Origin of the sequence: Martelella mangrovi (assembly GCF_040545495.1) — a bacterium.
In the GTDB taxonomy this organism is placed as follows: domain Bacteria; phylum Pseudomonadota; class Alphaproteobacteria; order Rhizobiales; family Rhizobiaceae; genus Martelella; species Martelella mangrovi.
In genome coordinates, this window is record NZ_JBEPLY010000006.1 from 16,192 (window position 1) to 39,848 (window position 23,657).

General features: G+C 61.9%; 23 protein-coding genes and 1 tRNA gene. 12 read left to right on the forward strand and 12 right to left on the reverse strand.

Annotated elements, in window-relative coordinates; all coding sequences use genetic code 11:
* Window positions 1-5 precede the first annotated feature (5 nt).
* Together ABID12_RS10260 and ABID12_RS10265 are read left to right on the forward strand one after the other, a co-directional pair.
* On the forward strand, window positions 6-947 hold the full coding sequence (locus ABID12_RS10260; RefSeq protein WP_354434133.1) for an ABC transporter substrate-binding protein: 942 nt from the start codon (window positions 6-8) through the stop codon (window positions 945-947).
* A 176-nt stretch (window positions 948-1,123) separates the two neighbouring features.
* Window positions 1,124-1,330, forward strand: a complete 207-nt coding sequence (locus ABID12_RS10265) for a hypothetical protein (RefSeq protein ID WP_106308458.1) — start codon at window positions 1,124-1,126, stop codon at window positions 1,328-1,330.
* A gap of 48 nt (window positions 1,331-1,378) precedes the next feature.
* On the opposite strand, the gene ABID12_RS10270 is transcribed toward ABID12_RS10265, so the two are convergent.
* The gene (locus ABID12_RS10270) at window positions 1,379-2,749 is read right to left on the reverse strand and encodes an aspartate aminotransferase family protein (RefSeq protein WP_435528218.1); all 1,371 of its coding nucleotides are present in this window, start codon (window positions 2,747-2,749) and stop codon (window positions 1,379-1,381) included.
* Window positions 2,750-3,120: 371 nt separating this feature from the next.
* Here ABID12_RS10270 and ABID12_RS10275 point away from each other — a divergent pair, with 371 nt between their 5' ends.
* From ABID12_RS10275 to ABID12_RS10285, 3 genes are read left to right on the forward strand one after another with little or no spacing between them, the layout of a single operon-like run.
* Window positions 3,121-4,299, forward strand: a complete 1,179-nt coding sequence (locus ABID12_RS10275; RefSeq protein ID WP_354434135.1) for a M24 family metallopeptidase — start codon at window positions 3,121-3,123, stop codon at window positions 4,297-4,299.
* A 7-nt stretch (window positions 4,300-4,306) separates the two neighbouring features.
* Complete coding sequence (gene argE, locus ABID12_RS10280) at window positions 4,307-5,464, forward strand: acetylornithine deacetylase (protein WP_354434136.1); 1,158 nt, start codon at window positions 4,307-4,309, stop codon at window positions 5,462-5,464.
* The gene (locus ABID12_RS10285; protein ID WP_354434137.1) at window positions 5,461-6,129 is read left to right on the forward strand and encodes a GntR family transcriptional regulator; all 669 of its coding nucleotides are present in this window, start codon (window positions 5,461-5,463) and stop codon (window positions 6,127-6,129) included. Before argE ends, ABID12_RS10285 begins: the two co-directional genes overlap by 4 nt.
* A gap of 360 nt (window positions 6,130-6,489) precedes the next feature.
* Here the strand turns inward: ABID12_RS10285 and dgcA are convergent, their stop codons facing one another.
* The 4 genes from dgcA to ABID12_RS10305 all read right to left on the reverse strand — a co-directional run bounded on the left by dgcA (window position 6,490) and on the right by ABID12_RS10305 (window position 11,631).
* The gene (gene dgcA / locus ABID12_RS10290; protein ID WP_354434138.1) at window positions 6,490-7,476 is read right to left on the reverse strand and encodes an N-acetyl-D-Glu racemase DgcA; all 987 of its coding nucleotides are present in this window, start codon (window positions 7,474-7,476) and stop codon (window positions 6,490-6,492) included.
* On the reverse strand, window positions 7,473-8,474 hold the full coding sequence (dgcN, locus tag ABID12_RS10295; RefSeq protein WP_354434139.1) for an N-acetyltransferase DgcN: 1,002 nt from the start codon (window positions 8,472-8,474) through the stop codon (window positions 7,473-7,475). The genes dgcA and dgcN overlap by 4 nt, the downstream gene beginning before the upstream one ends.
* A 253-nt stretch (window positions 8,475-8,727) precedes the next feature.
* Entirely contained in the window at window positions 8,728-10,161 is a 1,434-nt protein-coding gene (locus ABID12_RS10300; RefSeq protein ID WP_354434140.1) for a mannose-1-phosphate guanylyltransferase/mannose-6-phosphate isomerase, read from the reverse strand.
* A 51-nt stretch (window positions 10,162-10,212) separates the two neighbouring features.
* The gene (locus ABID12_RS10305; RefSeq protein ID WP_354434141.1) at window positions 10,213-11,631 is read right to left on the reverse strand and encodes a phosphomannomutase; all 1,419 of its coding nucleotides are present in this window, start codon (window positions 11,629-11,631) and stop codon (window positions 10,213-10,215) included.
* Between the two features lie 380 nt (window positions 11,632-12,011).
* On the opposite strand from ABID12_RS10305, the gene ABID12_RS10310 reads away from it, so the two are divergent.
* Window positions 12,012-12,088, forward strand: a tRNA-Pro gene (locus tag ABID12_RS10310).
* A 52-nt stretch (window positions 12,089-12,140) separates the two neighbouring features.
* Here the strand turns inward: ABID12_RS10310 and rnhB are convergent.
* Together rnhB and ABID12_RS10320 are read right to left on the reverse strand one after the other, a co-directional pair.
* The gene (rnhB, locus tag ABID12_RS10315) at window positions 12,141-12,836 is read right to left on the reverse strand and encodes a ribonuclease HII (RefSeq protein ID WP_354434142.1); all 696 of its coding nucleotides are present in this window, start codon (window positions 12,834-12,836) and stop codon (window positions 12,141-12,143) included.
* Between the two features lie 178 nt (window positions 12,837-13,014).
* On the reverse strand, window positions 13,015-14,148 hold the full coding sequence (locus ABID12_RS10320; RefSeq protein ID WP_354434286.1) for a PA0069 family radical SAM protein: 1,134 nt from the start codon (window positions 14,146-14,148) through the stop codon (window positions 13,015-13,017).
* A gap of 147 nt (window positions 14,149-14,295) precedes the next feature.
* On the opposite strand from ABID12_RS10320, the gene ABID12_RS10325 reads away from it, so the two are divergent.
* On the forward strand, window positions 14,296-14,814 hold the full coding sequence (locus ABID12_RS10325) for a glycosyltransferase family protein (protein ID WP_354434143.1): 519 nt from the start codon (window positions 14,296-14,298) through the stop codon (window positions 14,812-14,814).
* 15 nt (window positions 14,815-14,829) lie between these two features.
* Here ABID12_RS10325 and moaB read toward each other — a convergent pair whose 3' ends face one another.
* Genes moaB through ABID12_RS10345 form a run of 4 tightly spaced genes read right to left on the reverse strand, consistent with a single transcriptional unit; the run spans window position 14,830 to window position 19,147 of the window.
* Window positions 14,830-15,360 carry a molybdenum cofactor biosynthesis protein B gene (gene moaB / locus ABID12_RS10330; protein WP_354434144.1) on the reverse strand — a complete coding sequence of 177 codons (531 nt, stop codon included), beginning with the start codon at window positions 15,358-15,360 and terminating at the stop codon, window positions 14,830-14,832.
* Window positions 15,353-16,276 carry a 4-(cytidine 5'-diphospho)-2-C-methyl-D-erythritol kinase gene (locus tag ABID12_RS10335; protein WP_354434145.1) on the reverse strand — a complete coding sequence of 308 codons (924 nt, stop codon included), beginning with the start codon at window positions 16,274-16,276 and terminating at the stop codon, window positions 15,353-15,355. Before ABID12_RS10335 ends, moaB begins: the two co-directional genes overlap by 8 nt.
* Window positions 16,273-18,075: a tetratricopeptide repeat protein gene (locus ABID12_RS10340; RefSeq protein WP_354434146.1), complete on the reverse strand. Its 1,803-nt coding sequence runs from the start codon at window positions 18,073-18,075 to the stop codon at window positions 16,273-16,275. Before ABID12_RS10340 ends, ABID12_RS10335 begins: the two co-directional genes overlap by 4 nt.
* Window positions 18,076-18,130: 55 nt before the next feature.
* On the reverse strand, window positions 18,131-19,147 hold the full coding sequence (locus ABID12_RS10345; protein ID WP_227023703.1) for a polyprenyl synthetase family protein: 1,017 nt from the start codon (window positions 19,145-19,147) through the stop codon (window positions 18,131-18,133).
* Between the two features lie 102 nt (window positions 19,148-19,249).
* Between ABID12_RS10345 and ABID12_RS10350 the strand changes: the two genes are divergently transcribed.
* The 5 genes from ABID12_RS10350 to putP all read left to right on the forward strand — a co-directional run bounded on the left by ABID12_RS10350 (window position 19,250) and on the right by putP (window position 23,212).
* Window positions 19,250-19,480 (forward strand): putative signal transducing protein, encoded by a 231-nt coding sequence (locus ABID12_RS10350; RefSeq protein ID WP_106308418.1) that lies wholly within the window; start codon window positions 19,250-19,252, stop codon window positions 19,478-19,480.
* Window positions 19,477-20,277, forward strand: coding sequence for a tRNA1(Val) (adenine(37)-N6)-methyltransferase (locus ABID12_RS10355; protein WP_354434147.1), 801 nt, complete (start codon window positions 19,477-19,479; stop codon window positions 20,275-20,277). The genes ABID12_RS10350 and ABID12_RS10355 overlap by 4 nt, the downstream gene beginning before the upstream one ends.
* Before the next feature lie 68 nt (window positions 20,278-20,345).
* Complete coding sequence (locus ABID12_RS10360) at window positions 20,346-21,212, forward strand: S49 family peptidase (RefSeq protein ID WP_354434148.1); 867 nt, start codon at window positions 20,346-20,348, stop codon at window positions 21,210-21,212.
* A 10-nt stretch (window positions 21,213-21,222) separates the two neighbouring features.
* Window positions 21,223-21,417, forward strand: coding sequence for a hypothetical protein (locus ABID12_RS10365; protein WP_106308409.1), 195 nt, complete (start codon window positions 21,223-21,225; stop codon window positions 21,415-21,417).
* A gap of 301 nt (window positions 21,418-21,718) precedes the next feature.
* Complete coding sequence (gene putP, locus ABID12_RS10370; protein WP_354434149.1) at window positions 21,719-23,212, forward strand: sodium/proline symporter PutP; 1,494 nt, start codon at window positions 21,719-21,721, stop codon at window positions 23,210-23,212.
* Between the two features lie 159 nt (window positions 23,213-23,371).
* Here the strand turns inward: putP and ABID12_RS10375 are convergent, their stop codons facing one another.
* Window positions 23,372-23,644, reverse strand: a complete 273-nt coding sequence (locus ABID12_RS10375) for a FeoC-like transcriptional regulator (protein ID WP_319517951.1) — start codon at window positions 23,642-23,644, stop codon at window positions 23,372-23,374.
* Between the last annotated feature and the right edge of the window lie 13 nt (window positions 23,645-23,657).

A 23,657-nucleotide genomic window follows, 5' to 3' on the forward strand; every position in this document is an offset into this window, starting at 1 on the left:
AATGAATGCTCAAGAAACTGACCCTGATTGCCGCGCTGACATTGTTGCCCGGCATGGCCGCTGCCAATGACAAGCTCGATGTCATTCTCGAATGGTATGTGAACCCGGACCATGCGCCGCTGGTGGTCGCCCAGCAGCAGGGCTATTTCGAAGATGAAAAACTGGATGTGACACTGGTGCCGCCGGCCGATCCATCCATGGTGCCGCGCATGGTTGCCGCCGGGCGCGCCGATATCGGCGTTCACTACCAGCCGAACCTCTATCTCGACCATGCCGCAGGCATCGACATCAAGCGTTTCGGCACGCTGGTGTCCACACCCCTCAATACGTTGACGGTGATGGCGGATGGTCCGGTGCAGTCGCTTTCCGATCTGAAAGGCAAGAAAATCGGCTTTTCCGTCGCCGGGATCGAGGAGGCGGTCGTCTCCGCCATGCTTGAAAGCACCGGCCTGTCGCGGGATGACATCACCCTTGTCAATGTCAATTTCGCGCTCACCCAGTCGCTTCTTTCCGGCCAGGTGGATGCCACGATCGGCGCGTTCCGCAATTTCGAGCTGACCCAGATGGCCATCGAAGGCGAGGAGGGACGAGCCTTTTTTCCGGAAGAAAACGGCGTTCCGGTCTATGACGAGCTGATCTATGTGACCCGCAGCGAACTGCTCGATGATGACCGTCTGCCGCGTTTTCTCGATGCCGTCGAGAAAGCAACGATCTTCATCACCAATCACCCGGACGAGGCCTGGAGCCTGTTCGCCGAGGCCTATCCCGATCTTGACGACGAGCTGAACCGTGCAGCCTTTGCCGATACCGTCGCTCGCTTTGCCAAGAGCCCGGCGGCCTTCGATGCCGGTCGCTACCAGCGCTTCGGCGCGTTCATGGCGGCAAACGGCTTGATCGAGGAAGCGCCCGCGGTTTCGGAAATTTCGGTTTCGCTTGCGGGGCAATAGTGACGCTGGCCTTAAATCGCCACAAAAGCACGATAGAAGATACGAAAATACCGAAAGGCGGCCGGTGGCCGTCTTTCGCGTTTCGGTCTTTTGTGCATTTTGAAAGACGGGCGGCGTCCTGCTGCCCCAAAGAGACCGATCTCGTAAACGCTCGAGCGCCTCAGGGAGATCGGAACATGAAACTAGCCGGCCTTGTGCTGGTGGTGATCGGCCTTGCCACCTTGACCATACGCTTCGGCCTTTATCACTATCGCGATGTTGCGGGCGATATCGAGGGCAGTCTGCTGACCCCGCTTGCCCATGTCATCCTGCTTTTCGGTGCCATGTTTCTGGCACTGCATCTGGTGCTGCGCCTTGTGCAGCACGTCATCGGTCATCACTGAATATGCTTGCCCCCGGATGCGCCGGGGGCAAGCCTTTCCAAACCCTTGTCAGCCGAGAACCGTCGTCACCGCTTTCTTCGTCGCAGCGACGATCTGGTCGGCTTCTTCGCGCGTCAGGCACAGCGGCGGGGCATAGCCCAGAATGTCGCCTTCCGGCATGGCGCGGGCAATCACACCTTCCGACAGCAGGGCTGCGGCCAGCTTGTAGCCGATCTTTTCTTCCGGATCGAAGAAGGTGCGGGTCTCGCGGTCCTTCACGAACTCCACGGCCAGCAGCATGCCTTCGCCGCGCACATCGCCGACATGGGCGTGCTCGCCCAGCGCATCCTGCATGGCGGCGCGGAAATAGGCACCGGTCTCGCCGGCATTCTTCACCAGACCCAGTTCGTCGATCAGCTTCAGATTGGCGACGCCCGCCGCCGCACCGATCGGGTGCGCGGAATAGGTCCAGCCATGGCCGATCGGGCCGTTTTCATCGGTGCCCTGTTCCAGCACCTTCCACATCTTCTCCGAAACGATGCTGCCGGAAAGCGGCGCATAGGCCGAGGTCAGCCCCTTGGCGATGGTGATGAGATCGGGCTTCAGGTTGAAATGCGCCGAGCCGAACATCGAGCCGAGACGGCCGAAACCGGTAACCACCTCATCGGCAATCAGCAGGATGTCGTGTTTTTCCAGAACGGCGGAGATCGCTTCCCAATAGCCTTCCGGCGGCGGGACAAGGCCGCCGGTGCCTAAAACCGGCTCGCCGATGAAGGCGGCGATGGTATCTGCACCCTCGCGCTCGATGCGGTGTTCGAGTTCCGCAACGCAATAGGCCACGAAATCGGACTCGCTCATCGCCAGGTCCTTGCGGCGGAAATAATAGGGCGCGGTGGTGTGGAACACCTTTTCCAGCGGCAGGTCGAATTTCTTCTGGAAGCCGGGGAGGCCGGTCAGCGAACCGGTCATCAGCCCGGAGCCGTGATAGCCGCGCCAGCGCGAGATAATCTTCTTCTTCTCGGGCCGGCCGAGGATGTTATTGTAGTACCAGACGAGCTTGATATTGGTCTCGTTGGCATCCGACCCCGACAGGCCGAAATAGACCTTGGACATATGCTCCGGCGCGCGGTCCATCACCATCTTTGCCAGATTGATCGCCGCTTCCGTGCTGTGGCCGGCATAGGCGTGGTAATAGGCGAGTTCCCGCGCCTGATCGGCAATCGCCTCGATGATGCTTTCGCGGCCATAGCCGACATTGACGCAGTAAAGCCCGCCGAATGCGTCGAGCAGCTTCTTGCCGTCACGATCCTCGATGAACACGCCCTTGCCCGTCTTGACGATGCGGCTGGCGCTTTCGCCGCGCGCATGCTGGGCGAGATGGGTCGAGGGGTGGAAGAAATTCTCGCGGTCGAAACGGTCGAGCTGGTCGTTTGTGAGCATCATTGTCCTCGTTGGGTTGGAAGGGGCTTGCGCGCGATATTAAAACAATGTTGTATACAACTCTCAATGGGAATGCAAAGCGGAACATCCTGCACGTGAATATCGCGAACCCTCCCCTCTCTTTCTGCGTCATCCTCGGGCTTGACCCGAGGATCCAGCCACTTATGTCGCGAGCGGCGTTGGCGGATGGAACGCGCTGGAAGTGCAGGGCACAAGGAAACGCACCTCCTCTCGCAGGGAGAGGTGATTAGATCCTCGGGTCAAGCCCGAGGATGACGCCGAGATGGGCGGAAAGGCGATGCGTTCAAAACCGGAATTCATTCACGGCGACCTGCTCCTGACAGGTTGTGCACAAATAAAACGAGGGAACCATGCCAGCGCTGCCTTTCTCCCGATCCGAATATGACCGCCGCCTGGCATTGACCCGAAAGGCGATGGACGCCTGGGGCATTGATGTGCTGGTCGTCACGGCACCCGCCGGCATGAACTGGCTGACCGGTTATGACGGCTGGTCGTTTTATGTCGATCAGGCCGTGCTGGTGACGCGGGAGGGCATGCCGTTCTGGTGGGGCCGGCTGATGGATGCCAACGGCGCGCGGCGCACATCCTACATCGATGAGGATCATATCCTCTATTACGCCGACCGGTTTGTGCAGGCTGCCGATTGCCACCCGATGGACGATCTTGCCGACAAGATCAGGGACCTCGGCCATGGCCGGAACCGCATCGGCGTGGAGATGACCGCCTATTACTATTCCGCGGCCGGGCACAAGGCGCTGGTCGAGGGCCTTCCCGATGCGACGATCAAGGACGGTTCGGGTCTCGTCGACTGGCAGCGCGTGGTCAAGTCGGATGAGGAGATCGCCTTCATGCGCAAGGCGGCGAAGATTTCCGACAGGGTGATGTCGCATGCCATGGATATCGCCGAACCGGGCATGAAAAAGAACCGTTTTGTCGGCGAACTGATGAAAACCGCAATCGAAGGAGCCGACGACGCCTGGGGCGATTACCCCGCCATTATGCCGCTTCTGCCATCGGGCCGCGACGCCTCTGCCCCGCACCTGACCTGGAACGCCGATGACTTCCGTATGGGCGAGGCGACGTTTATCGAACAGGCGGGCTGTTATCGCCGCTACCATGCGCCGCTGTCGCGCACCGTCTTTTTCGGCACGCCGCCGGATTACATGAAAGCGGCGGCGGATGCGGCCGTCGCCGGGCTCAATGCAGGGATCGAGGCGGCGCGCGCAGGAAACCGCGCCGGCGATATCGCCGCGGCCATGGAAAGGGAGCTCTGGAAGATCGGTATCGAGCGGCCGAACCGCTGCGGCTATGCCACCGGCCTTGCCTATCCGCCGGACTGGGGCGAGCACACCGTCAGCATCCGCACCAGCGATGATACGCTGTTGAAACCCGGCATGACGCTGCATTTCATGCCGGGTCTGTGGATGGATGACTGGGGGCTTGAAATCACCGAGACCATTCTCATCCGGGAGGATGGCCCCGCCGAAGCGCTCTGCAATATCGAGCGCAAGCTGTTTGTGAAAGGCTGAAGCGCAAATGTTCGAACTTGCCGCCTGCCGCGATATTCTGGCCGATCTGGTCGCCTTTCCCACAGTCTCGTCTGAAAGCAACCTGCCGGTGATCGCCTATATCGCCGACAGGCTGGCCGATGTCGGCGCGCGCGTGGAAATCTTCACCGACGAGACCGGCACCAAGGCCAATCTGTTCGCCTCGCTCGGGCCCGAGATTGCCGGCGGGCTGATGCTCTCCGGCCATACCGATGTGGTGCCGGTCGATGAGCATATGTGGATGAGCGATCCCTTTGAACTTACAGAACGCGATGGCCGGTTTTACGGGCGCGGCGCCTGCGACATGAAAGGCTTCATCGCCTGCTGTCTGGCCCGGCGCGAGGAACTTGCCGCGCTGGCGGAAAAACGGCCGATCCATTTCGCCTTCACCCATGACGAGGAGGTCGGCTGCATCGGCGCAAAGGCGCTGGTTGAGCACCTGAAGGACCGCGAAGTGCGTCCGGGGCTAGCGATCGTCGGCGAGCCGACGCTGATGCGGGTGATCGAAGGGCACAAGGGATGCTGCGAATATACCGTGACCTTTACCGGCCGCTCGGGCCATTCCTCCGCGCCCGATGCAGGGGTCAATGCCGTGGAATATGCCGCGCGCTATATCGCCCGGCTGATGGAACTGCGCGACGGGCTGAAACAGCGCACGCCCGTCGGCTCGCGCTATGATCCGCCCTATGCGACACTCAATGTCGGCGGGCTGGAAGGCGGCATGTCGCATAATGTGATTGCGCCGCGCGCGGTGCTGAAATGGGAGACGCGGCCGGTGGTGGCTGAAGACCTTGGTTATGTGAAACAGGAGATTGCTGAATATTGCCGCACCCGGCTTCTGCCGGAAATGCGCCGGCACACGCCGGAGGCGGGGATCGAGACGGAAGTGATCGGCGAGGCGGCCGCGCTTTTCCCGAAAAACGCCAACAGCGCCCGCGACCTTGCCTTCGCGCTGACCGGGGAAAATCGCGCCGATGTGGTGCCCTTCGGAACGGAGGCCGGGTTTTTTCAGGAAATCGGCATGGATGCCGTGGTCTGCGGGCCGGGCTCGATCGATCAGGCCCACAAGCCCGATGAGTTCATCAGCGCCGAACAGCTCTCCCAGTGCCTGACCATGCTCGACCGGCTTGGGGAGCACTGGACATGAGCGAAGACGCGGTGATCGAAGCGCCGACCGGCCGCGACCGGCTGGAGCAGATCCACGATATCATTCGCGAGCGTATCTGCATGCTCGACTATCCGCCCGGCGAAAAGCTTTCAGAGGCAGCGCTTGCCGAAGAGTTCGGCATGTCGCGCACGCCCTTGCGGCGGGTTCTAGCGCGGCTGGAAGACGAAGGCCTGCTGCAATCGGTCCATGGCGTCGGCACCATCGTCACCGATGTCGACCTTGACGAACTGGCCCAGGTCTATCGCCTGCGCATGGAATTGATGGTGCTGGTGACGAGTCTCGACCCGGTGGCGCTGACGCCGGAACGGATCGAGGAATTCCGGGTGCTGAACGCCCGCGCCGAAGCGCTGCGCCAGGAACCGTCGCCGCGGGCCTTTGCCGCGCTGGATCGCGACATGTTTCTGCAACTTCTGAAACTGACGGAAAACCGGCCGCTGCGGGACGCCAGCGAGCGGCTTTATTTCCGCACCGCCCGCATCTGGCTGCAGGCCATCACCGCATCCGATATCGACCTTGAAAACGAGGCCGAAATCTATTGCCGCGAAACTGCCGATATCCTGACGGCGCTGCGCAGCGACAATCTCGACGCCATCGGCCACATGCGCCGCGCCCACATCTCGATGAGTTTCGCGCGGATGCGTTAGGTCGTCGAATGTAAAAGGGAAAGGCTTTTCTTGATAATCCCGCTCTCACATTCCGTCATGCCGGCCTTGAGCCGGCATCCAGAGCCGCATGGCAGAGGAATTTGAATTGATTATCATGATCTTAGTGGATGATGGGGCAATAGCCACCATCGCAGTGCCGGGACGCCGCAATTGGCCTGCGACGTTTCCCGCGTGGCCCTGGACCCCGGCTCAAGGCCGGGGTGATGGCGTGTTGGGCAGGAGAGCTGGTGAAACCTGCAGTGCTGTATTGGTTTGGCCGAATAGCCAAAGCTCGCGTAGGCGGGCGGGCTTCCCGCGTTTTACTTTTGCAATGATGGCCGCGAAGGGCTGATGGTCTTCCTACCCCCAAAGCGCCGGGTCGACCGGATGCATCACCGAGCCTTCGAAGGTGATTGCCGGTTCGCGGTCTTTTGCGAGCAGAAGCGGGCCGTCGAGATCGACGAACGGGGCGCCGTCTGCGACCAGCATGGCTGGCGCCATGGCCAGCGAGGTGCCGAGCATGCAGCCGGTCATGATCTGGAAGCCGGCTTCCATTGCCGCCTTTTTCAGGAGCAGCGCTTCGGTCAGGCCGCCGGTCTTGTCGATCTTGATGTTGATTGCGTCATATTTGCCCTTGAGGCTTTCAAGAGAAGGGCGGGCATGGCAGCTTTCGTCGGCGCAGACCGGCAGCGGCCGGTCGATATGGGCAAGGGCTTCGTCGTCGCCGGCCGGCAGCGGCTGTTCCACCAGCGCCACGCCGAGGCGGACCAGTTCGGGCGCGAGTTGCTGATAGGTCTCGACTGTCCAGCCTTCATTGGCGTCGACGATGATCGTGGCATCCGGCGCGCCGGCGCGCACGGCCTCAATCCGGCCGCGGTCGTCATCGGTGCCGAGCTTGACCTTGAGCAGCGGCCGGTGGGCGTTTTCCGCCGCCTGAGCCTGCATTTTTTCCGGCGTGCCGAGCGAGATGGTGTAGGCGGTGGTTAGCGGGCCGGGTTTTGAAAGCCCGGCCAGTTGCCAGACCGGTTTGCCCGCGCGCTTGGCCTCAAGATCCCAGAAGGCGCAGTCGAGCGCGTTGCGCGCAGCACCTGGCTTCATGTGCGTTTGCAGCGCGGTCCGGTCGAGCCCGCCGGCAATTTCGCCTTTCAGGGCCAGAATATCGGCAATCACGCCGTCAACGGTTTCGCCATAGCGGGCATAGGGCACGCATTCACCGCGCCCGGTATGTTCGTCATCGGAAAGCGTGACGGTGACGACGCGGATTTCCGTGCGTGAACCGCGCGAAATGGTGAAGCTTCCGGCGACCGGAAACACATCCTCATGTGCCGTGACAATGACGCCGGTCATAATGCTGCCAGCGCATCGGCGAGCTTTTCAGCGCCGTGGCGGAACGGGTCGACCGTCGGCAGGCCCATGCGCGCTTCGGTCTCACGGCACCATGTCAGCGCTTCCTCATCCGTCATCGCCGAGGTGTTGGCGGAAATGCCGACCACCTTGCAGTCCGGGTTGACGATGCGGGCGATCTGAAGGGCGAGGTCGCGCAATGCTTCCAGGCTCGGCAGATGATAATCCGGCAGGCCGCGCATATGCGGGCGGTCGGGCTCATGGCAGAGCACCAGCGCATCCGGCTGGCCGCCATGGACGAGCGCCATGGTGACGCCGGAATAGGAGGCGTGGAACAGGCTGCCCTGGCCCTCGATCAGGTCCCAGTGGTCGGCGTCGTTGTCGGGGGTCAGATATTCGACCGAGCCGGCCATGAAATCGGCAATCACCGCGTCAAGCGGCACGCCGTCGCCGGTGATCAGAATGCCGGTCTGGCCGGTGGCGCGGAAGGTGGCCTTCAGGCCCTTTTCGCGCATCGCCTTTTCGACGCATAGCGCGGTGTACATCTTGCCCACGGAGCAATCCGTGCCGACGGCGAGCATGCGCTTGCCGGTGCGCTTCTTGCCGTTTGCAATCGGATACTGCACGGCGGGAATGCGGACATCATGAAGCGTGCGGCCGAGTTCCTTTGCCTTTGCGGCCAGATCGGGCTCGTTGCGCAGCAGATTGTGCAGGCCGGAGGCCAGATCAAGCCCCGCCTCAAGCGCTTCGATCAGCACGCTTTTCCATGCCGGCGAAATCACGCCACCGCGATTGGCAACGCCGATGACCAGCGTCTTCACGCCCTTTTCGACCGCTTCGGCAATCGTCAGGTCCGGCAGTTTCATGTCGGCCTTGCAGCCCTCAAGGCGGAACTGCCCGACCGCATAATCCGGACGCCAGTCCTTTATGCCCTGGGCGACCTTGGCGGCCAGCGCATCCGGGGCATCGCCGAGAAACAGAAGATAAGGGGTTTCGATCATGTGCCGGCCCTTCGAATCTGAGGAAAGATGTCTCACCCGGTTTCGGGTTTGGTGTGGCAACGATATCGCGGGCCGGGTGGGATGGTCAAGGGTGCGCGCATGGACGTTGCGCTGTATTCAGTATTTTGCGCTGAAGTTTGCGGCGATGAAGTACGCCGCAATCATTCTAACGGAAAATGATCTGTTTTGCGCAATAAAGCCCGCACCGACGTCGCCGGCGCGGGCTTTTCCTTGTTCGCTAGACGGCGCTTGATCAGCCGCGGCCGAAATCGTCGACGATACGGATGATGTCGTCCTCGCCGAGATAGGAGCCGGTCTGCACCTCGATCAGTTCCAGCGTGATCTTGCCGGGGTTGGACAGGCGATGCACGGCACCGAGCGGGATATAGACCGACTGGTTCTCGGTCAGCATCTTCACATCCTCGTCGACCGTCACCTCGGCTGTGCCCTTGACCACGATCCAGTGTTCGGCGCGATGGTGGTGCTTTTGCAGCGAAAGCTTCTTGCCCGGCTTGACGAAGATGCGCTTGGCCTGGAAGCGCTCGCCCTTGATGATCGAGGTGTAGCCGCCCCACGGACGGTAGGAGGTCGGGTGCTCCTCGGCAAGCGCCTTGGTTTCCTTGCTGGCCTTCAGCATCTTGACGATGTTGCCGACATTCTGGCTGTCTTCGAGCTTGCCGACATAGACCGCGTCTTCGGATGCAATCACGGCCATGCCTTCCAGGCCCTGCATGGCGACATGCAGGTCGCGGGAGATGACCAGCGAATTTGTCGTGTCGACCAGCGTGGCGTCAGCGGCGATGACATTGCCGTCAGCGTCCTGTTCTCCGTTTTTCCACACGGCATCCCACGAGCCGAGATCGGACCATGAGAAGGGCGAGGGGATGACGGCCGCCTCGGCGGTCTTTTCCATGACGGCGTAGTCGATGGAAATGTCGGGGCATTTCTCGAAAGCTTCCTTGTCGAGACGGATGAAGTCGAGTTCCAGATCGCTTTCATCCTTCAGCACGGCCTGTTCGGCATATTGCATGACCTCGGGGGCATAGGCCTCAAGCTCGCGCACCAGCACCGAGATCGGGAACATGAAGATGCCCGAGTTCCAGGTGTAGTTCCCGGCTGCCAGCATTTCCTCGGCTTTTGCCTGTTCCGGCTTTTCCACGAAACGGGCAACGCTGCGCGCGCCTGTCGGCAGTTCGTCCCCGGCCTCGATATAGCCGTAGCCGGTGGCCGGCTCGGTCGGCTCGATGCCGAAGGTGACCAACTTGCCGGATTTGGCGGCTGCATAGGCGGTTTCGATGCAAGCGAAATAGTCCGGGCCTGCCTCGATCTCATGGTCGGAGGCAAACACCTGCATGATGGCGTCTTCGCCGAAATTGTTGCGCACCAGCGCGGCGGCGGCGGCAACGGCCGGCGCCGTATTGCGCGCGATCGGTTCCAGAATGATGCCGGAAAGTTCCATGTCGATCTCGCGCGCCTGCTCGGCGGCGAGGAAGCGGAAATCCTCGTTTGTCAGGATGATCGGCGCCTCATAGCGTTCGTCATCGGACACACGTTCGAGTGTCTTCTGATAAAGCGTCTTGGGGCCGAGAAAGCGGATGAACTGCTTCGGCGCAGTGGCGCGCGACAGCGGCCAGAGCCGCGTGCCCTTGCCGCCGGCCATGATGACGGGAACGATCTTGCTGGTCATGTTCTACTACTCCAATAAATGTCTCAAATGGCTTTCGGGAAAAGGTCTAGTTCAGCTGGCCTTGAAGCCCTCTATAAGGGAAAGGCCCTGCCTGAGAAGCCTGCTTGCTGCGTCAGCATCTTTCGCCTCGACATAGCAGCGCATTTCCGGTGCGTTGCCGGACGGGCGAAAATGGATGATGCGGCCGTCTTCAAGCGTCACCCGCAGGCCGTCGATATCGCTTCTGTGGGCAACCGTTCCGACCGGCTCGAGGAAGGCCGAGAGGTTTTCGTCGCGTTCGCGCAGATAGGCCATCAGGGCGCCGCTGCGCTCCTGCGAGAAGTCCTTGATGCGGTCGGCATCGGCCACCGGCAGGCTGTAGGCTTTTGCCAGTTCCGACATCGGCCGCCTGTCCTTGGCGGCAAGATAAAGCGCCGACAGGATCGGCAGGAAGCAGTCGCGGGTGGGTAGCGGGGCAATCGTGTCGTCGGCCGGGCGGAAAGGCGATGCCGTCAGAAGGCCGCCATTGGCCTCGAAGCCCATGACGCCATCCTGGCCGGACTTAAGCGCGTCCATCATGCCGGCGATGACGAAGGGCGATCCGACGCGGGTGCGCACGACTTCGAAATCGCCGTTCTTCTCGATGCCGGAATTGGATGTGACGGGCGTGACGACCACCTTTGCCTTGAGGAAATTCGCCGTCATCAGGCCAACCAGATCGCCGCGCAGCGGCGTTCCGGTCTCGTCGGCAACAAGCGGGCGGTCGGCATCGCCATCGGCCGAGATCAGCGCGTCGAGGCCGTGTTCCTTCGCCCAGCCCTTCAGGAGGCCGACGGTCTCGTCGGAAACGGCTTCGGTATCGACCGGAATGAAGGTTTCTGAAAAGCCGAGCGGGACGACATCCGCGCCATAATGCTCCAGAACGGCGATGAACAGGTCCCGGGCGACGGTCGAGTGCTGATAAATGCCGATCTTCATGCCGGCAAGGGCATCCTCCGGCAGGATCGCGGTGCAGCGCGCGGTAAACAGGGCCTGCGCCTCGCTGGACATGTCTTCGCCTTCGGCGTTGCCGGTGTCGACCGTGCCTTTCAGTTTTTCCGCCCAGGCGGAAATCGCCTGTTCGTCATCCTTGGTGATTTCGCCATCGGCGCGATAAAACTTGATGCCGTTACGGTCTGCGGGGATGTGCGATCCGGTGATCATGATCGAGGCGGCGTTCTTTTTCTGCCCGAAAAAGGCGAGCGCCGGTGTCGGAAGCGCGCCGCAGTCGATTGGTGTGAAGCCCGATGCGGCGATGGCCCCCATGCAGCTTGCGGCAATGGCCGGGCTTGAGTCGCGAAAATCCTGTCCGACCAGTATCGGAGCGCCCTTTTCGGCCTGTCCGGTGTCCTCCAGATGGCGGCAGAATGCCGCGGAGTAGAGAGAGGAGGGTTCACCCAGAAGGTCTACCGAGAGGCCGCGCAATCCGCTGGTGCCGAATTTTACACTCATTGATACGATCTATCCTTTTTTCTTCGCAATGTACCGGCCCAATAAAACCGCCGGCGAACTTTCAAAAAATGCAAAAGCTCCGTCGGAACGCAGCTTATTCTGAAAAGGACCACGCAACAGAGCGTTTCCGCCGTCAATCATGGGCCGTAAAATACTAGGCCATATGATCAACGCACTACGCATCCTGTGGTTCCGTTCATATTCTAGACAACCAATACCGGCTTTGACAGCCCGATCCTGCTTTTGCTGCGCTGATGAAAACTTCATGGCGCGAACAACCCCGGGAGAGGGTAACGCAGCCACGTGACAAAACCATCAAAAAAGTTTCACAGGACGCTTGCCGAATACCGCATGCTGTTTTATAGAGCAGCCGCTGGTCACGGAGTGTAGCGCAGCCTGGTAGCGCACCTCGTTCGGGACGAGGGGGTCGCAAGTTCGAATCTTGCCACTCCGACCATCAGTTTTCCCGATATTTTTCCTTTCCTCCGGTTTGCGTTTGGCGAAGACCTTTACGGTTCAGTCGTCGCGTGTTTGCTGTCCTTTTCGCCGTATTGCAGTTCCCTGACCGGCCGGAAGCTCCTGCGGTGCAGCGGGCAGGGGCCGGCTTCGCTGAGCGCGCGAAGGTGACGGGCGGTTCCGTATCCGGCATGGGCATCGAAGCCGTAGGCGGGATAGAATGTCGCGGCAAGCGTCATCATCCGGTCTCGCGTCACCTTGGCCACGATCGAAGCGGCGGCGATGGACAGCGACCGGCCGTCGCCCTTGATCACCGGGTCCGCCTTGCAGGCAATGCCCGGCGGGCGATCACGGCCATCCGTCAGAACCAGGGCCGGTGCAACGGGCAGGCTGCAGACCGCGCGGCGCATGGCGTCGAGGCTGGCGGCGAGAATGTTGATCCGGTCGATCAGCGCCGGGCCGCTGGAGGCGACGGAGACGATGGCATCCGCCATGATCAGCTCGAACAGTTTCTCGCGCTTTCTGGCGGAAAGCTTCTTGGAATCATTAAGGCCTTCGGGAATGCGATCGGGGTCGAGGATTACTGCGGCGGCGACCACGGGGCCGGCCAGAGGGCCGCGCCCGGCCTCGTCGCAACCGGCAACCGGCCAGAGGGCTTTCCACTTGGCGGTCTGTTCCATCGAAAAATCGGGACCATCCGGCAGCAGATTGAAAAGGGCAGGAGAATCGGCAGGTGTGTTCAATGACATAACGTCATTTGACACCACCCGCCGATCTCCCGCAAGTCTCCTTCCGGTCTGACCCCGAAGGGTGACCGGGTGCGGCGGCAAAGGAGACTTCTTCGGCCCCGGCCCAGGGAACGGCCGGCCGGAAACACAACAGCACTGCATCCCCGCCGAAGGTTGCAGGCAGGACTGGTCCAGCGCATCAGAACAGGTTGAGCTGGGTGCCCGCGCCATCCGGCGGCACGAACAGATCCTCGCGCAGTGCGCCGCCCCGCCGTGCAAGGCCGAGCCGCTTGACGGCAAGTTCGAAACGCCGCGCGATCTGCCAGGCATAGGGGCCGCTGCCTTTCATGCGCTTGCCGAACTCGGCGTCGTAATCCTTGCCGCCGCGCATCGACCGGATGAGGCTCATCACATGACGGTAGCGTTCGGGGTGGTGTTCCAGAAGCCAGTCCTTGAACAGCGGCGCCACTTCCAGCGGCAGGCGCAGCAGAATATAGCTTGCTTCGCGCGCGCCGGCGGCCTTGCCGCTGTCGAGAATGCGTTCGATCTCGTGATCGGTCAGCGCCGGCACCACGGGCGCGACGGAGATGCCGACGGGAATGCCGTGTTCGCTCAGCGTGCGGATGGTTTCAAGCCGGCGCGGCGGCGTGGCGGCGCGTGGTTCCATTGCACGCGCAAGCTTGCGGTCGAGCGTGGTCACGGAAACCATCACCTTGACGAGATGTTTCTCCGCCATTGCCGACAGGATATCGAGGTCGCGCAGCACGAGCGCGGATTTCGTGGTGATCGAAACCGGATGATTGGCCTCGGCCAGCACTTCCAGCGTCTGCCGCATGATCCGCCAGGTCTTTTCGACCGGCTGATATGGATCGGTATTGGTGCCGATGGCGATTGTCCTGGCCTTGTAGCCGGGCTTTGCCAGTTCACGGGCAAGCTGGCGCGGCGCATCCGGCTTGGCAAACAGCTTCGTCTCGAAATCGAGCCCGGCAGAAAGCCCCATGAAACCGTGGGTCGGGCGGGCAAAACAATAGATGCAGCCGTGTTCGCAGCCGCGATAGGGGTTGATCGAACGCTCGAACGGCACGTCGGGCGAGGTATTGCGGGTGATGATGGTCTTGACCTTTTCCACCTGGACTTCGGTGGCAAGCGTCGGCAGTTCATCATCGATATCCCAGCCGTCATCGAAATGCTCGCGCGTGACCGGTTCGAAACGGCCATCGGGATTGGCGGTTGCAGCCCGGCCGCGCCGCCGGTCACGCACCACCGGCTCGAAGTGGCGTTCGGGCGGCGGCGCGCTGGCAAAATCGATAATGAAGGCATCATCCATGATCAGACCTCATCGGCTCATTGCGGTGTCCGGCCCCGAAATGCGGGGTCCAACGGCAACACTTCATCATGAATTTATCGCACCGAGTAGAACAAAGCAAGAACATTGATGTTCTCCTTTGCAACAGGCCCGTTCCTTTGCCATAAGGAGGTCATGCTCAGCGTCGTTATCGAAACTACAAATCACGAGGCGGAACTCGCCCATACGCTGTCGACGCTGGTTGTCGGCGCGGTCGAGGGGCTTGTCAGCGATGTCATTGTGCTCGACCACGGCTCCGACGACGGCACGGAGCGGGTGGCGGATGCCGCCGGATGCCACCATCTGCGCTCCTGGGATCTTGCCGAGGTGATGCGTCAGGCGCGCGGTGACTGGATCCTCGTACTGGAACCCGGCGCACGGCCGCTTTCGGGTTGGGTCGAAGCGATCTTCGAACATATGGCGCTGGAAACGCGGCCGGCGCGGTTTTCGCGCTCGCGCCGGCATCGCCGGCCGCTCCGCCAGGTTCTGTTTCAGCGGCGCTGCCCGCTTGAAGTGGGCGTTCTCATGCCGCGCCAGCTGGCTGTCGAAAAGGCCCAGGCGTGCGGCAAGTCCCCTCTGGCGCTTGCCCGCAGGCAGATGACGCGCAAACTGTCCTGCGAGATCATTCCGGCCTGGGCTTCGGTCAGGGTCTGAAACGGTCCTTCGGCGTCAGCCGCGTTTGAGGTGCTCGTTGAGTCGCGGCATGATTTCCACGAAATTGCAGGGTTGCTGGCGGTAGTCGAACTGTTTTTCCAGAATACCGTCCCATGCATCGCGGCAGGCGCCCGGCGAACCGGGCAGCACGAAGACGAAGGTCTGGTTGCTGAGCCCCGCCGTTGCCCGCGATTGCACCGTTGATGTGCCGATCTTTTCGAATGAAATGCGGTGGAAGATGGCGGAAAATCCGTCCATGCGCTTGTCGAACAGCGGTTCGATGGCTTCCGGCGTGACATCGCGTCCGGTAAAGCCCGTGCCGCCGGTGGTCAGCACCACATCGACGGCCGGATCAAGGCACCAGCCTCGCACGACGCTTTCGATTTCGGCGCGGTCGTCACCGACGATCCGGCGGTCCGCGCATGCGTGGCCGGCGGTCTCGATGCGTTGCACAAGCGTGTCGCCGGAGCGGTCATCGGCAAGCGTGCGGCTGTCGGAAACGGTCAGCACGGCAAAGCGGATGGGAATGAAGGGGCGTTCAACCATGGTGTTCTTCTCCTGCGGCAACGGTGGCGGTTGCGGTCACGAACCAGTCGGGCCGGGCATGGGAAAGCCGGTCAGCCGCAGCATGCGCGCTTTCGCGATCGCTAAACAGTCCGAAACATGTCGCGCCCGAACCCGACATGCGCGAGAGGGACGCGCCTGATGACGACAGCGCGTCCAGCACCGCATCAATGACCGGCGCAATCCGGTTTGCGGGCCGTTGCAGGTCGTTGCGGCTTTGCCGTACGAGGGCGATCCAGTCTCGCCGCTGGTCTTCGGGCTGATCGCCAAGGTCCATTGGCGGATTGTGGCGGTTTTCAAGCGCCCTGAAAACTGCCGGGGTCGCAATCGGCTGAAGCGGATTTGCAAGTACGAGATCAAGGCGGGGGAAACCCGTCGCCGGCCGGATGGTATCGCCGATGCCCCGGGCAATCAGCGGATGCGAGGCAAGGCACATCGGCACATCGGCCCCCAGCGAGAGAGCGATCGTGTGTATGCTTTTCTCATCAAGGCCGGGCTGCCAGAGGCGGACAAGCCCGCGCAGCGCCGCAGCGGCATCGGCCGAACCGCCGCCGATGCCGGAGGCGGCCGGCAGGTTCTTCTCAAGATGGATATGAACCGGCGCGCAGGGGCTGCCCGTTTGGGCCGCCGCCGCGCGCAGCCGGTTGCGCGCTTTCAGCACCAGATTGCCGGTTTCCGGATCATCATGATACGGCAGATCGTCGGCAAAACGCCCCGAAAGCGTGAACATGTCGCGGTCGCTTGGCGTGAAGGTCAGCCGGTCGCCGATATCGGCAAAAGTCACCAGCGAATCAAGCAGGTGATAGCCGTCGCCGCGTTGCCCGGTCACGTGAAGCGCAAGATTGATCTTCGCCGCCGCGAATTCCGCGACCGCATCGCCGGCAGGCGCTGTGGTCACGGTGTCTTGACGGTATCGCCGTCTCCCTCGGGCGACTTGGCCAGCGGATTGGCGGCATTTTCATCGTTGGCGACAAGGCCGTGGGCGATCTTTTCCCTGATTGCGGGAACGAGATCCTCCTCCGGTTCACTCGCAAGCGCCTTGTTCCACTGATAGATCGCTTCGAGCTTGCGCCCCATCTGCCAGTAGGCATCGCCCAGATGGTCGTTGATCGTGGGGTCGCCGGTATCCAGCGAAACGGCCCGCTCCAGCTCGCGCATGGCGTCTTCGTAGCGACCGAGCCTGTAATAGGCCCAGCCGAGCGAATCGACGATATAGCCATCATCGGGGCGCTGATCGACGGCCTGATTGATCAGGTCCAGGCCCTTTTCGAGGTTCATGCCCTGATCGATCCAGGAATAGCCGAGATAGTTCAGAACCTGCGGCTGGTTGGGGTAAAGCTCAAGCGCGCGCAGGAAATTCGGTTCGGCCTTGTCCCATTCCTTCAGCCGTTCATAGGCAATGCCGCGCCGGTAGAAAACGCTCCAGTCCTCAGGGGCTGCCACCGCGCCGATCCGGTCTGCCGCGCGGTCGAGCACATCGGCCATTTCCGCAAACCGCTTCTCGGCGGACAGAACGCTGGAAAGCGCCAGATAACCGCGCCGGTCATCGGGGGCGTCTTCGATCAGCGCGTAAAACATGTCGATCGCTTCATCGGTCCGTTCAAGCTCGGCAAGGGCAAGGCCCTGCTGCAACTCGGCAAGCCGATACTGGATCGCGTCTTCGGGAATGCGGGAGAAATAGGCCAGCGCCCGTTCCGGTTTGTTATTGGCCGCTGCCACCACGCCGCGCAGGTAAAGCACATCCGGCTCTTCGGGCGAAAGGGCATCGGAAAGGGCGAGGTAAAGCGAAACGATATCGTCGGAGGTGCCCTGATTAAGGGCGGCGGCGACCTGGAACAGCACCCCGGCAGCACCGGCAGACGTCGACTGCGGCAACCCCTCGACCGGCGCTCCGGCCTCGATCCGCTCACGGATCGGATCAAGTACGGCGCTGTTGAGGCCGTAGGTCTCGGCAACCGATACGGTGTCCAGCGCCTTGCGGGTATTGCCGGCCTGCTGTTCGATTGCGGCAAGGCCGATCACCGTTTTCAACATGGTGTCGGGCGCGGTCATGCCGCCTTCGCGATCAGCGAGCGCGGCGTTGAAATAGGTGCGGGCCCTGGCCGTGTCGCCGGAAAGGGCTGCAATCGCGCCGGCGTTGTAATTCTTGAAGAGGTTGAACCAGGGCGGACCCTCGAGCGCGTCGATATCGGCCAGCGCCGCGTCCGGTTCGTCCTTGCCGGTCAGCGCCCAGGCCTTGAGCAGTTCGGCAACCAGTTCGTCCAGCGCAGAGCCGCCGAATGCGTCGAGCCGGGCAAGGGCATCGTCGTAATCCTCGCGGGACATCGCCGTCAGCGCCAGCGACAGATCGCGCAGTGGAACGAGCTGCGGCTCATCCGTGGTGTTTTCTGCCTGGGTTGCAGCGCTTTCGAGATCGCCGTTGAAGATCAGGGCGATGAAAAGCTGGTTGTTGGTTCCCGTATCATTCGGGCGGTATTGCAGGGCCCGGCGGAAATAGGCGATCGCGCGGTCGAGATCGTTGTCGAAGGCGGCAGACTGGCCCGCCAGAAGAGCGCCGGGGAAGCTTTCCGCCGTCACCGCTTCCATGGCCGCGTCATTGCCGTCATCGGTCTGGGCAAAAGCCGGAAGGGGCAGCATCAGCGTTGCTGCCAGTGCCGCATTCCTCAGAAACCGTGTCATCGGGAGCGTGTTTGTCATCCAGAACCTTTCATCGGCGGATCGGTTTCCCGGACGGGCAGATCCGCCACTGCCGTCAACTGATGCGGGCGATGCAGTAATCGATCACTTCTTCAAGGGCGTGCCTGCCGGCCGACATGGGCAGCGGCGCGAGGGCCGCGCGTGCGGCCTCGCCATAGGCAAGGGCCCGGGCAATGGAATCGGCAAGCGCGTCGTGCCGGGTGATCAGCGTGCGCGCCTTTTCGAGCGCGGCATCGTCATTGACGCCGTCTTCCATCGCCTTGCGCCAGAACGCCTTTTCGATGTCGTTGCCGCGCTGATAGGCGAGGATCACCGGCATGGTGATCTTGCCTTCGCGGAAATCGTCGCCGACATTCTTGCCGAGATCGGCACTGGAGCCGCCATAGTCGAGCACATCGTCGACAAGCTGGAAGGCAAGGCCAAGCGCCATGCCGTAGTCGCGCAGCGCCGTGCGCTCGGCCTCGGATGCACCGGCGATGATCGGGCCGACTTCGGCGGCAGCGGCAAAAAGCTCGGCCGTCTTGCCGCGGATAACGGCGATGTAATCGGCTTCCGTGGTTTCCATCTTCTTGGCGACGGAAAGCTGCAGCACTTCGCCTTCGGCGATCACGGCGGCGGCGTTGGAAAGCACCTTCAGCGCTTCCATGGAGCCGGTTTCCACCATCATCCGGAAAGCCTGACCCAGCAGGAAATCCCCGACCAGCACGCTGGCCTGGTTGCCCCAGATCATCCGTGCGCTCGACTTGCCGCGCCGCATGTCGCTTTCGTCAACGACATCGTCATGCAGCAGGGTGGCGGTGTGCATGAACTCGACACTGGTGGCGAGATAGACGTGATATTCGCCGCGATAGCCGAACATGCCGGCCGCTGCCAGCGTCAGCATCGGGCGAAGGCGTTTTCCGCCCGAGGAAATCAGGTGGTTGGCAACTTCCGGTATCATCTCGACATCGGAGCCGGCCTTTGACAGGATAAGCTTGTTGACGCGCTCCATGTCTGCCGCGGTCAGGTCCACGATGGGCTTGACCGAGCCGGATGGTTTGTTCTCTTGTGCTAGCGATGTAACGGCGCTCAAAGCTGCTCGCTCCTGTTGAAACCTGTTTGCCGACAATAGGGAGCGGCGGCAGGAGCGACAAGGGGCAAATTGTTCCTTTTCAATGAAAATCGGGAGTTTCACATGGCCCTTACCAATCTGATGCGGACCAATGACGCCGTGGTTCTGGGCCTTGCCGAGAGCCTTCTGAAAGACGCCGGTATTCACTTTTTCGTGGCCGACCGGTCGATGAGCGTGATGGAAGGCTCGCTCGGTCTGCTGCCGCGCCGGCTGATGGTGGATGCGGACCGTGAGGCCGACGCCCGCGTGATCCTGACCGAGGCGGGGCTTGGCAAGGAGCTTGAGCCGGAATGAACGCACCGCCGCTGAAAACCGTTGATGCTTTCCATCGCGGCCGCTTCCATCTGGTGCAACCCAAGGGGCGCGGCCACCGGGCGGGCATGGATGCGATGCTGCTGGCCTCGATGGTGGATGGAACCGGGCCCCTGAAGGTTGCCGATCTTGGCGCAGGGGCGGGGGCTGCAGGGCTGGCCGTTGCCGCACGGCTGGCCGATGTCACGGTGAGCCTGTTCGAAATTTCACCGGAAATGGCGGATTATGCGCGCCAGACGCTGGCGCTTGCCGAAAATGCGGGACTTGCCGCACGGGTTTGCGTTCACGAGGCCGATGTGACGCTGAAGGGGGCACACCGTAATGCCGCGGGGCTGACCGACGACACCTTCGATCACGTGATCATGAACCCGCCGTTCAACGCGGCGGCTGACCGCCGCACACCCGATGCGCTGAAAGGTGTAGCTCACGCGATGGCGGAAGGGCTTTTTGAAAACTGGATCCGCACGGCCGGGGCCATCCTGAAACCCGGGGGGCAGATGTCGCTGATTGCCCGGCCGGAATCGATCGGCGCCATTATTGCAGCTTGCGGCAACCGATTCGGTGGCCTCGAGCTCACGCCGGTTCATGCCCGCGAGGGCGAGGATGCCTTTCGGATACTGGCAAGTGCGGTCAAGGGTTCGCGCGCACGGCTTGCTCTGCGGGCGCCGCTGGTCATGCACGGGCCGGATGGTCACGCCTTTCTGCCGCGTGTCGACGATCTGAACAATGGCCGTGCATCCTATCCGCGCAGTACGGCGGCAAGGCCGGCAAATCTTTAGGCTTCGCCCTTGTCTTTGGCGAGGCTGCGCATACATGCTCAGAAACGCTTGATTGAGGTGAGGACAGGATGAAAAAGCTGGTCGCCGGGCTGATCCCGAAGAAGTTCCGCAAGGACAGGACGATCATTCCGGTCGTTAAGCTTTCCGGGGCGATCATGGCCGGCGGTTCGCCGGGGCGGCGCAGCCTTAACCTCGCCTCCGTTTCCGCCGCGCTCGACAAGGCGTTTTCGATGAAGGCAAGCCCGTGCGTGGCGCTCTCGCTCAATTCGCCGGGCGGCTCTCCGGTCCAGTCGCGGATGATCTTCCAGCGCATCCGTGCGCTTGCGGAAGAGAAGAACAAGCCGGTGCTGATCTTCGTCGAGGATGTTGCAGCCTCCGGCGGCTACATGATCGCACTTGCCGGTGACGAGATTTTCGTCGACCCGACCTCGATTGTCGGCTCCATCGGCGTTGTCTCCGGCGGTTTCGGCTTTACCGGGCTGATCGAAAAGCTCGGTGTCGAGCGGCGCGTCTATACCGCCGGCGAAAACAAGGTGATGCTCGATCCGTTCCAGCCGGAAAAGGAAAGGGACATCGCCTTCCTGAAAGACCTGCAGGGCGAAATTCACCAGGTCTTCATCCAGATGGTGAAGGAACGGCGCGGCGCCAAACTGGCGGATAACCCGGACCTGTTCTCCGGCCTGTTCTGGAGCGGGCTTTCCGGTGTCGAACTCGGCCTTGTCGACGGTATCGGCGAAATCCGCTCGACGCTGAAGAGCCGCTATGGCGACAAGGTGGAGCTGAAGCTCGTTTCCGCGCCGACCGGTTTGCTTGGCCGGGCCAAGCCCGGTGTCGCCGCCGGCAGCTTTTCGGGGCCGGAAATGGCATCCGGTTTTGCCGCCGGACTTGCCGAAACGGCAGAAGAGCGCGCATTATGGGCGCGTTACGGATTGTGAGGAGGCCGGCATGGGACGGTTTATGGTTCTCGCCGCCATCGCAGGCGGCGGCTACATGCTCTACCGCAAGTTCATCAACGACGCGGAAGCCGTGACGGCGCGCGGCGAACAGAAGCGTGCCGAGCAGAAGAACGGTGCCTCCGGTACGCTGGTCAAGGATCCGGCGACCGGCGAATATTACGTCAAGAAGCCGGATACGCCCTGAGGACGCTTGCGGCTTCGCTCCGGCCGCCACAATTTTGACATTTTTCAGCCGACTTGCCGCCACTTTCATCAAAGTGTTACACTGAAGTGTGGGCGGCGAAACTGACTCGCGCAAAAGCTGCGATCCGTTCACGCGGAGTTGTTCGACGTGCCTGTTTAGCCGGGTTGTTGTTCCGTCACGGTCGTATCGGCCGTGAAGGGCCTTCCGGAACGGCAACTCCCCGGAAAACGGAAGGCGCGATGGCAGAAAGCTCTCGCGATTTCCTCCCTGAGGAACAAGGTCGCAAACGGAGGGATCTGTCATGAGCTTCGGCGTCACTGTCAGTCTGACACTTTATTTTGTCCTGATGATTGCCATCGGCATTTATGCCTGGCGCAAATCCACGTCCAATTCGGAAGAATATATGCTCGGCGGGCGTCAGCTTTCGCCGGCCGTTGCCGCTCTTTCCGCCGGTGCATCCGACATGAGCGGCTGGCTGCTGATGGGGCTGCCCGGCGCGCTGTTCGTCTCCGGCCTGACGCAAAGCTGGATCGGCATCGGCCTCGTCGTCGGCGCCTTTCTCAACTGGATTATCGTCGCCCCGCGGCTGCGCGAACAGACCGAACGCTATGACAACAGCCTGACCATTCCGGAATTCCTGTCGAAACGCTTTCCGAGCAAGGCGATGGCGCTCAGAAGTGTCTCCGCGATCGTCATCGTGGTGTTCTTCGCCGTCTACACCGGTTCGGGCCTTGTGGCCGGCGGCAAGCTGTTCGATACCGCCTTTCCCGACCTTATCCACATCGGCAGTCTCTCCGCCTACCAGACCGGCATCATCCTGACGATGGGTATCGTGCTGGTCTATACGCTGATCGGCGGCTTCCTCGCCGTCAGCCTCACCGATTTCGTCCAGGGCTGCATCATGATGTTGGCGCTGGTGATCATGCCGCTCGTCGTCGTTTACAAGGCCGGCGGCCTCGGCGTGTCGGAAGCCAGGATGATGAGCGTCGACCCCAATTTCCTGTCGATGTTCCACGGGCTGACCGTGATCGGCTTCCTCTCGGCGGTCGCCTGGGGGCTTGGCTATTTCGGCCAGCCGCACATCATCGTCCGCTTCATGGCGGTGCGCTCGGTGGCGGATGTGCCGAAGGCGCGCAATATCGGCATGGCCTGGATGATTATCTCGCTTGCCGGTGCTGTCGGGCTCGGCATTTTCGGTCGCTCCTATGTGGTCGGCAACAATATCGACATTGCCGACCCGGAAACCATCTTCATCATTCTCGCCAACCAGCTGTTCATTCCGCTGGTCACCGGTTTCCTGCTGGCGGCCCTGCTGGCGGCGATCATGAGCACGATTTCGAGCCAGCTTCTGGTTGCCTCGTCCTCTCTCACGGAGGATTTCTATCGCCTGTTCCTGCGCCGCCATGCCAGCGAGCGGGAAATGGTCAATATCGGCCGTTTGTTCGTTCTGGTGGTTGCCATCGTTGCCGGCATTATCGGCTGGAACCCGGATTCCAAGGTGCTTGGCCTCGTTTCCAATGCCTGGGCCGGTTTCGGCGCAGCCTTCGGCCCGCTCATCATCCTGTCGCTCACCTGGCGGGGCATGTCGGGCGCCGGCGCCGTTGCAGGTCTCATCGCCGGCGCGGTGACGGTGATCGTCTGGATTGCGCTTGGCTGGAACCAGAGTTTCATGGGCGGTCCCGGCGTCTACGAGATCATTCCGGGCTTCATCATCGCCTTCATCGCCATCTGGGCTGTGAGCCTGGCAACGCCGACCAAGGACGAGTTCCGTCCGCTCGAACCTGCTGCCGAATAAAACCGGCGACAGGTCTGCCGGGACCCCCTTTCCGCCTGCAGGGCGGGGAGGGACCCGGGCTCAGGATGGTGTTGTCACATCGGTGGATAAGGAAGTGGCCGGGCATGCGCCCGGCCGGCCATCTTCAAAGCCTTGTCGTGTGGTTGCCGCCGGGAGCCTTCAACCGGTCTGCCGGTCCCGTTTCGACCTGCCGATCCATTCATAGATTTCGGCGCTTTTCTGCGCCGATGACGAACAGCCGCAGCCGCAACTGCAGCCATCGCTCGCGCAGGCCGGAGGCGCGTCCGACAACAACCGGACGGAGCCCTTGCGTTCAAGAACGGCCATGATGTCCTCCACCGCTTCAATGTCGGTATCGAAGCGATTGGAAAGCTCCTGAACGGATGCGATCCGGTTTTCAGTCAGGTGATGACGAATATCCGAGAGAAGCATATCTGCGCTCCTT

Bases quoted from the DNA above. Each gene is read 5' to 3' on its own strand.
- ABID12_RS10260 (WP_354434133.1), top strand. From the start codon at position 6: ATGCTCAAGAAACTGACCCTGATTGCCGCGCTGACATTGTTGCCCGGC.
- rnhB (WP_354434142.1), bottom strand. From the start codon at position 12,836: ATGTCATTGAACACACCTGCCGATTCTCCTGCCCTTTTCAATCTGCTG.
- ABID12_RS10285 (WP_354434137.1), top strand. From the start codon at position 5,461: ATGAGCGAAGACGCGGTGATCGAAGCGCCGACCGGCCGCGACCGGCTG.
- ABID12_RS10300 (WP_354434140.1), bottom strand. From the start codon at position 10,161: ATGACCAGCAAGATCGTTCCCGTCATCATGGCCGGCGGCAAGGGCACG.
- ABID12_RS10340 (WP_354434146.1), bottom strand. From the start codon at position 18,075: ATGACAAACACGCTCCCGATGACACGGTTTCTGAGGAATGCGGCACTG.
- ABID12_RS10350 (WP_106308418.1), top strand. From the start codon at position 19,250: ATGGCCCTTACCAATCTGATGCGGACCAATGACGCCGTGGTTCTGGGC.
- ABID12_RS10265 (WP_106308458.1), top strand. From the start codon at position 1,124: ATGAAACTAGCCGGCCTTGTGCTGGTGGTGATCGGCCTTGCCACCTTG.
- ABID12_RS10325 (WP_354434143.1), top strand. From the start codon at position 14,296: ATGCTCAGCGTCGTTATCGAAACTACAAATCACGAGGCGGAACTCGCC.
- dgcN (WP_354434139.1), bottom strand. From the start codon at position 8,474: ATGATCGAAACCCCTTATCTTCTGTTTCTCGGCGATGCCCCGGATGCG.
- dgcA (WP_354434138.1), bottom strand. From the start codon at position 7,476: ATGACCGGCGTCATTGTCACGGCACATGAGGATGTGTTTCCGGTCGCC.
- moaB (WP_354434144.1), bottom strand. From the start codon at position 15,360: ATGGTTGAACGCCCCTTCATTCCCATCCGCTTTGCCGTGCTGACCGTT.
- ABID12_RS10275 (WP_354434135.1), top strand. From the start codon at position 3,121: ATGCCAGCGCTGCCTTTCTCCCGATCCGAATATGACCGCCGCCTGGCA.
- ABID12_RS10375 (WP_319517951.1), bottom strand. From the start codon at position 23,644: ATGCTTCTCTCGGATATTCGTCATCACCTGACTGAAAACCGGATCGCA.
- argE (WP_354434136.1), top strand. From the start codon at position 4,307: ATGTTCGAACTTGCCGCCTGCCGCGATATTCTGGCCGATCTGGTCGCC.
- ABID12_RS10360 (WP_354434148.1), top strand. From the start codon at position 20,346: ATGAAAAAGCTGGTCGCCGGGCTGATCCCGAAGAAGTTCCGCAAGGAC.
- ABID12_RS10355 (WP_354434147.1), top strand. From the start codon at position 19,477: ATGAACGCACCGCCGCTGAAAACCGTTGATGCTTTCCATCGCGGCCGC.
- ABID12_RS10270 (WP_435528218.1), bottom strand. From the start codon at position 2,749: ATGCTCACAAACGACCAGCTCGACCGTTTCGACCGCGAGAATTTCTTC.
- ABID12_RS10305 (WP_354434141.1), bottom strand. From the start codon at position 11,631: ATGAGTGTAAAATTCGGCACCAGCGGATTGCGCGGCCTCTCGGTAGAC.
- ABID12_RS10365 (WP_106308409.1), top strand. From the start codon at position 21,223: ATGGGACGGTTTATGGTTCTCGCCGCCATCGCAGGCGGCGGCTACATG.
- putP (WP_354434149.1), top strand. From the start codon at position 21,719: ATGAGCTTCGGCGTCACTGTCAGTCTGACACTTTATTTTGTCCTGATG.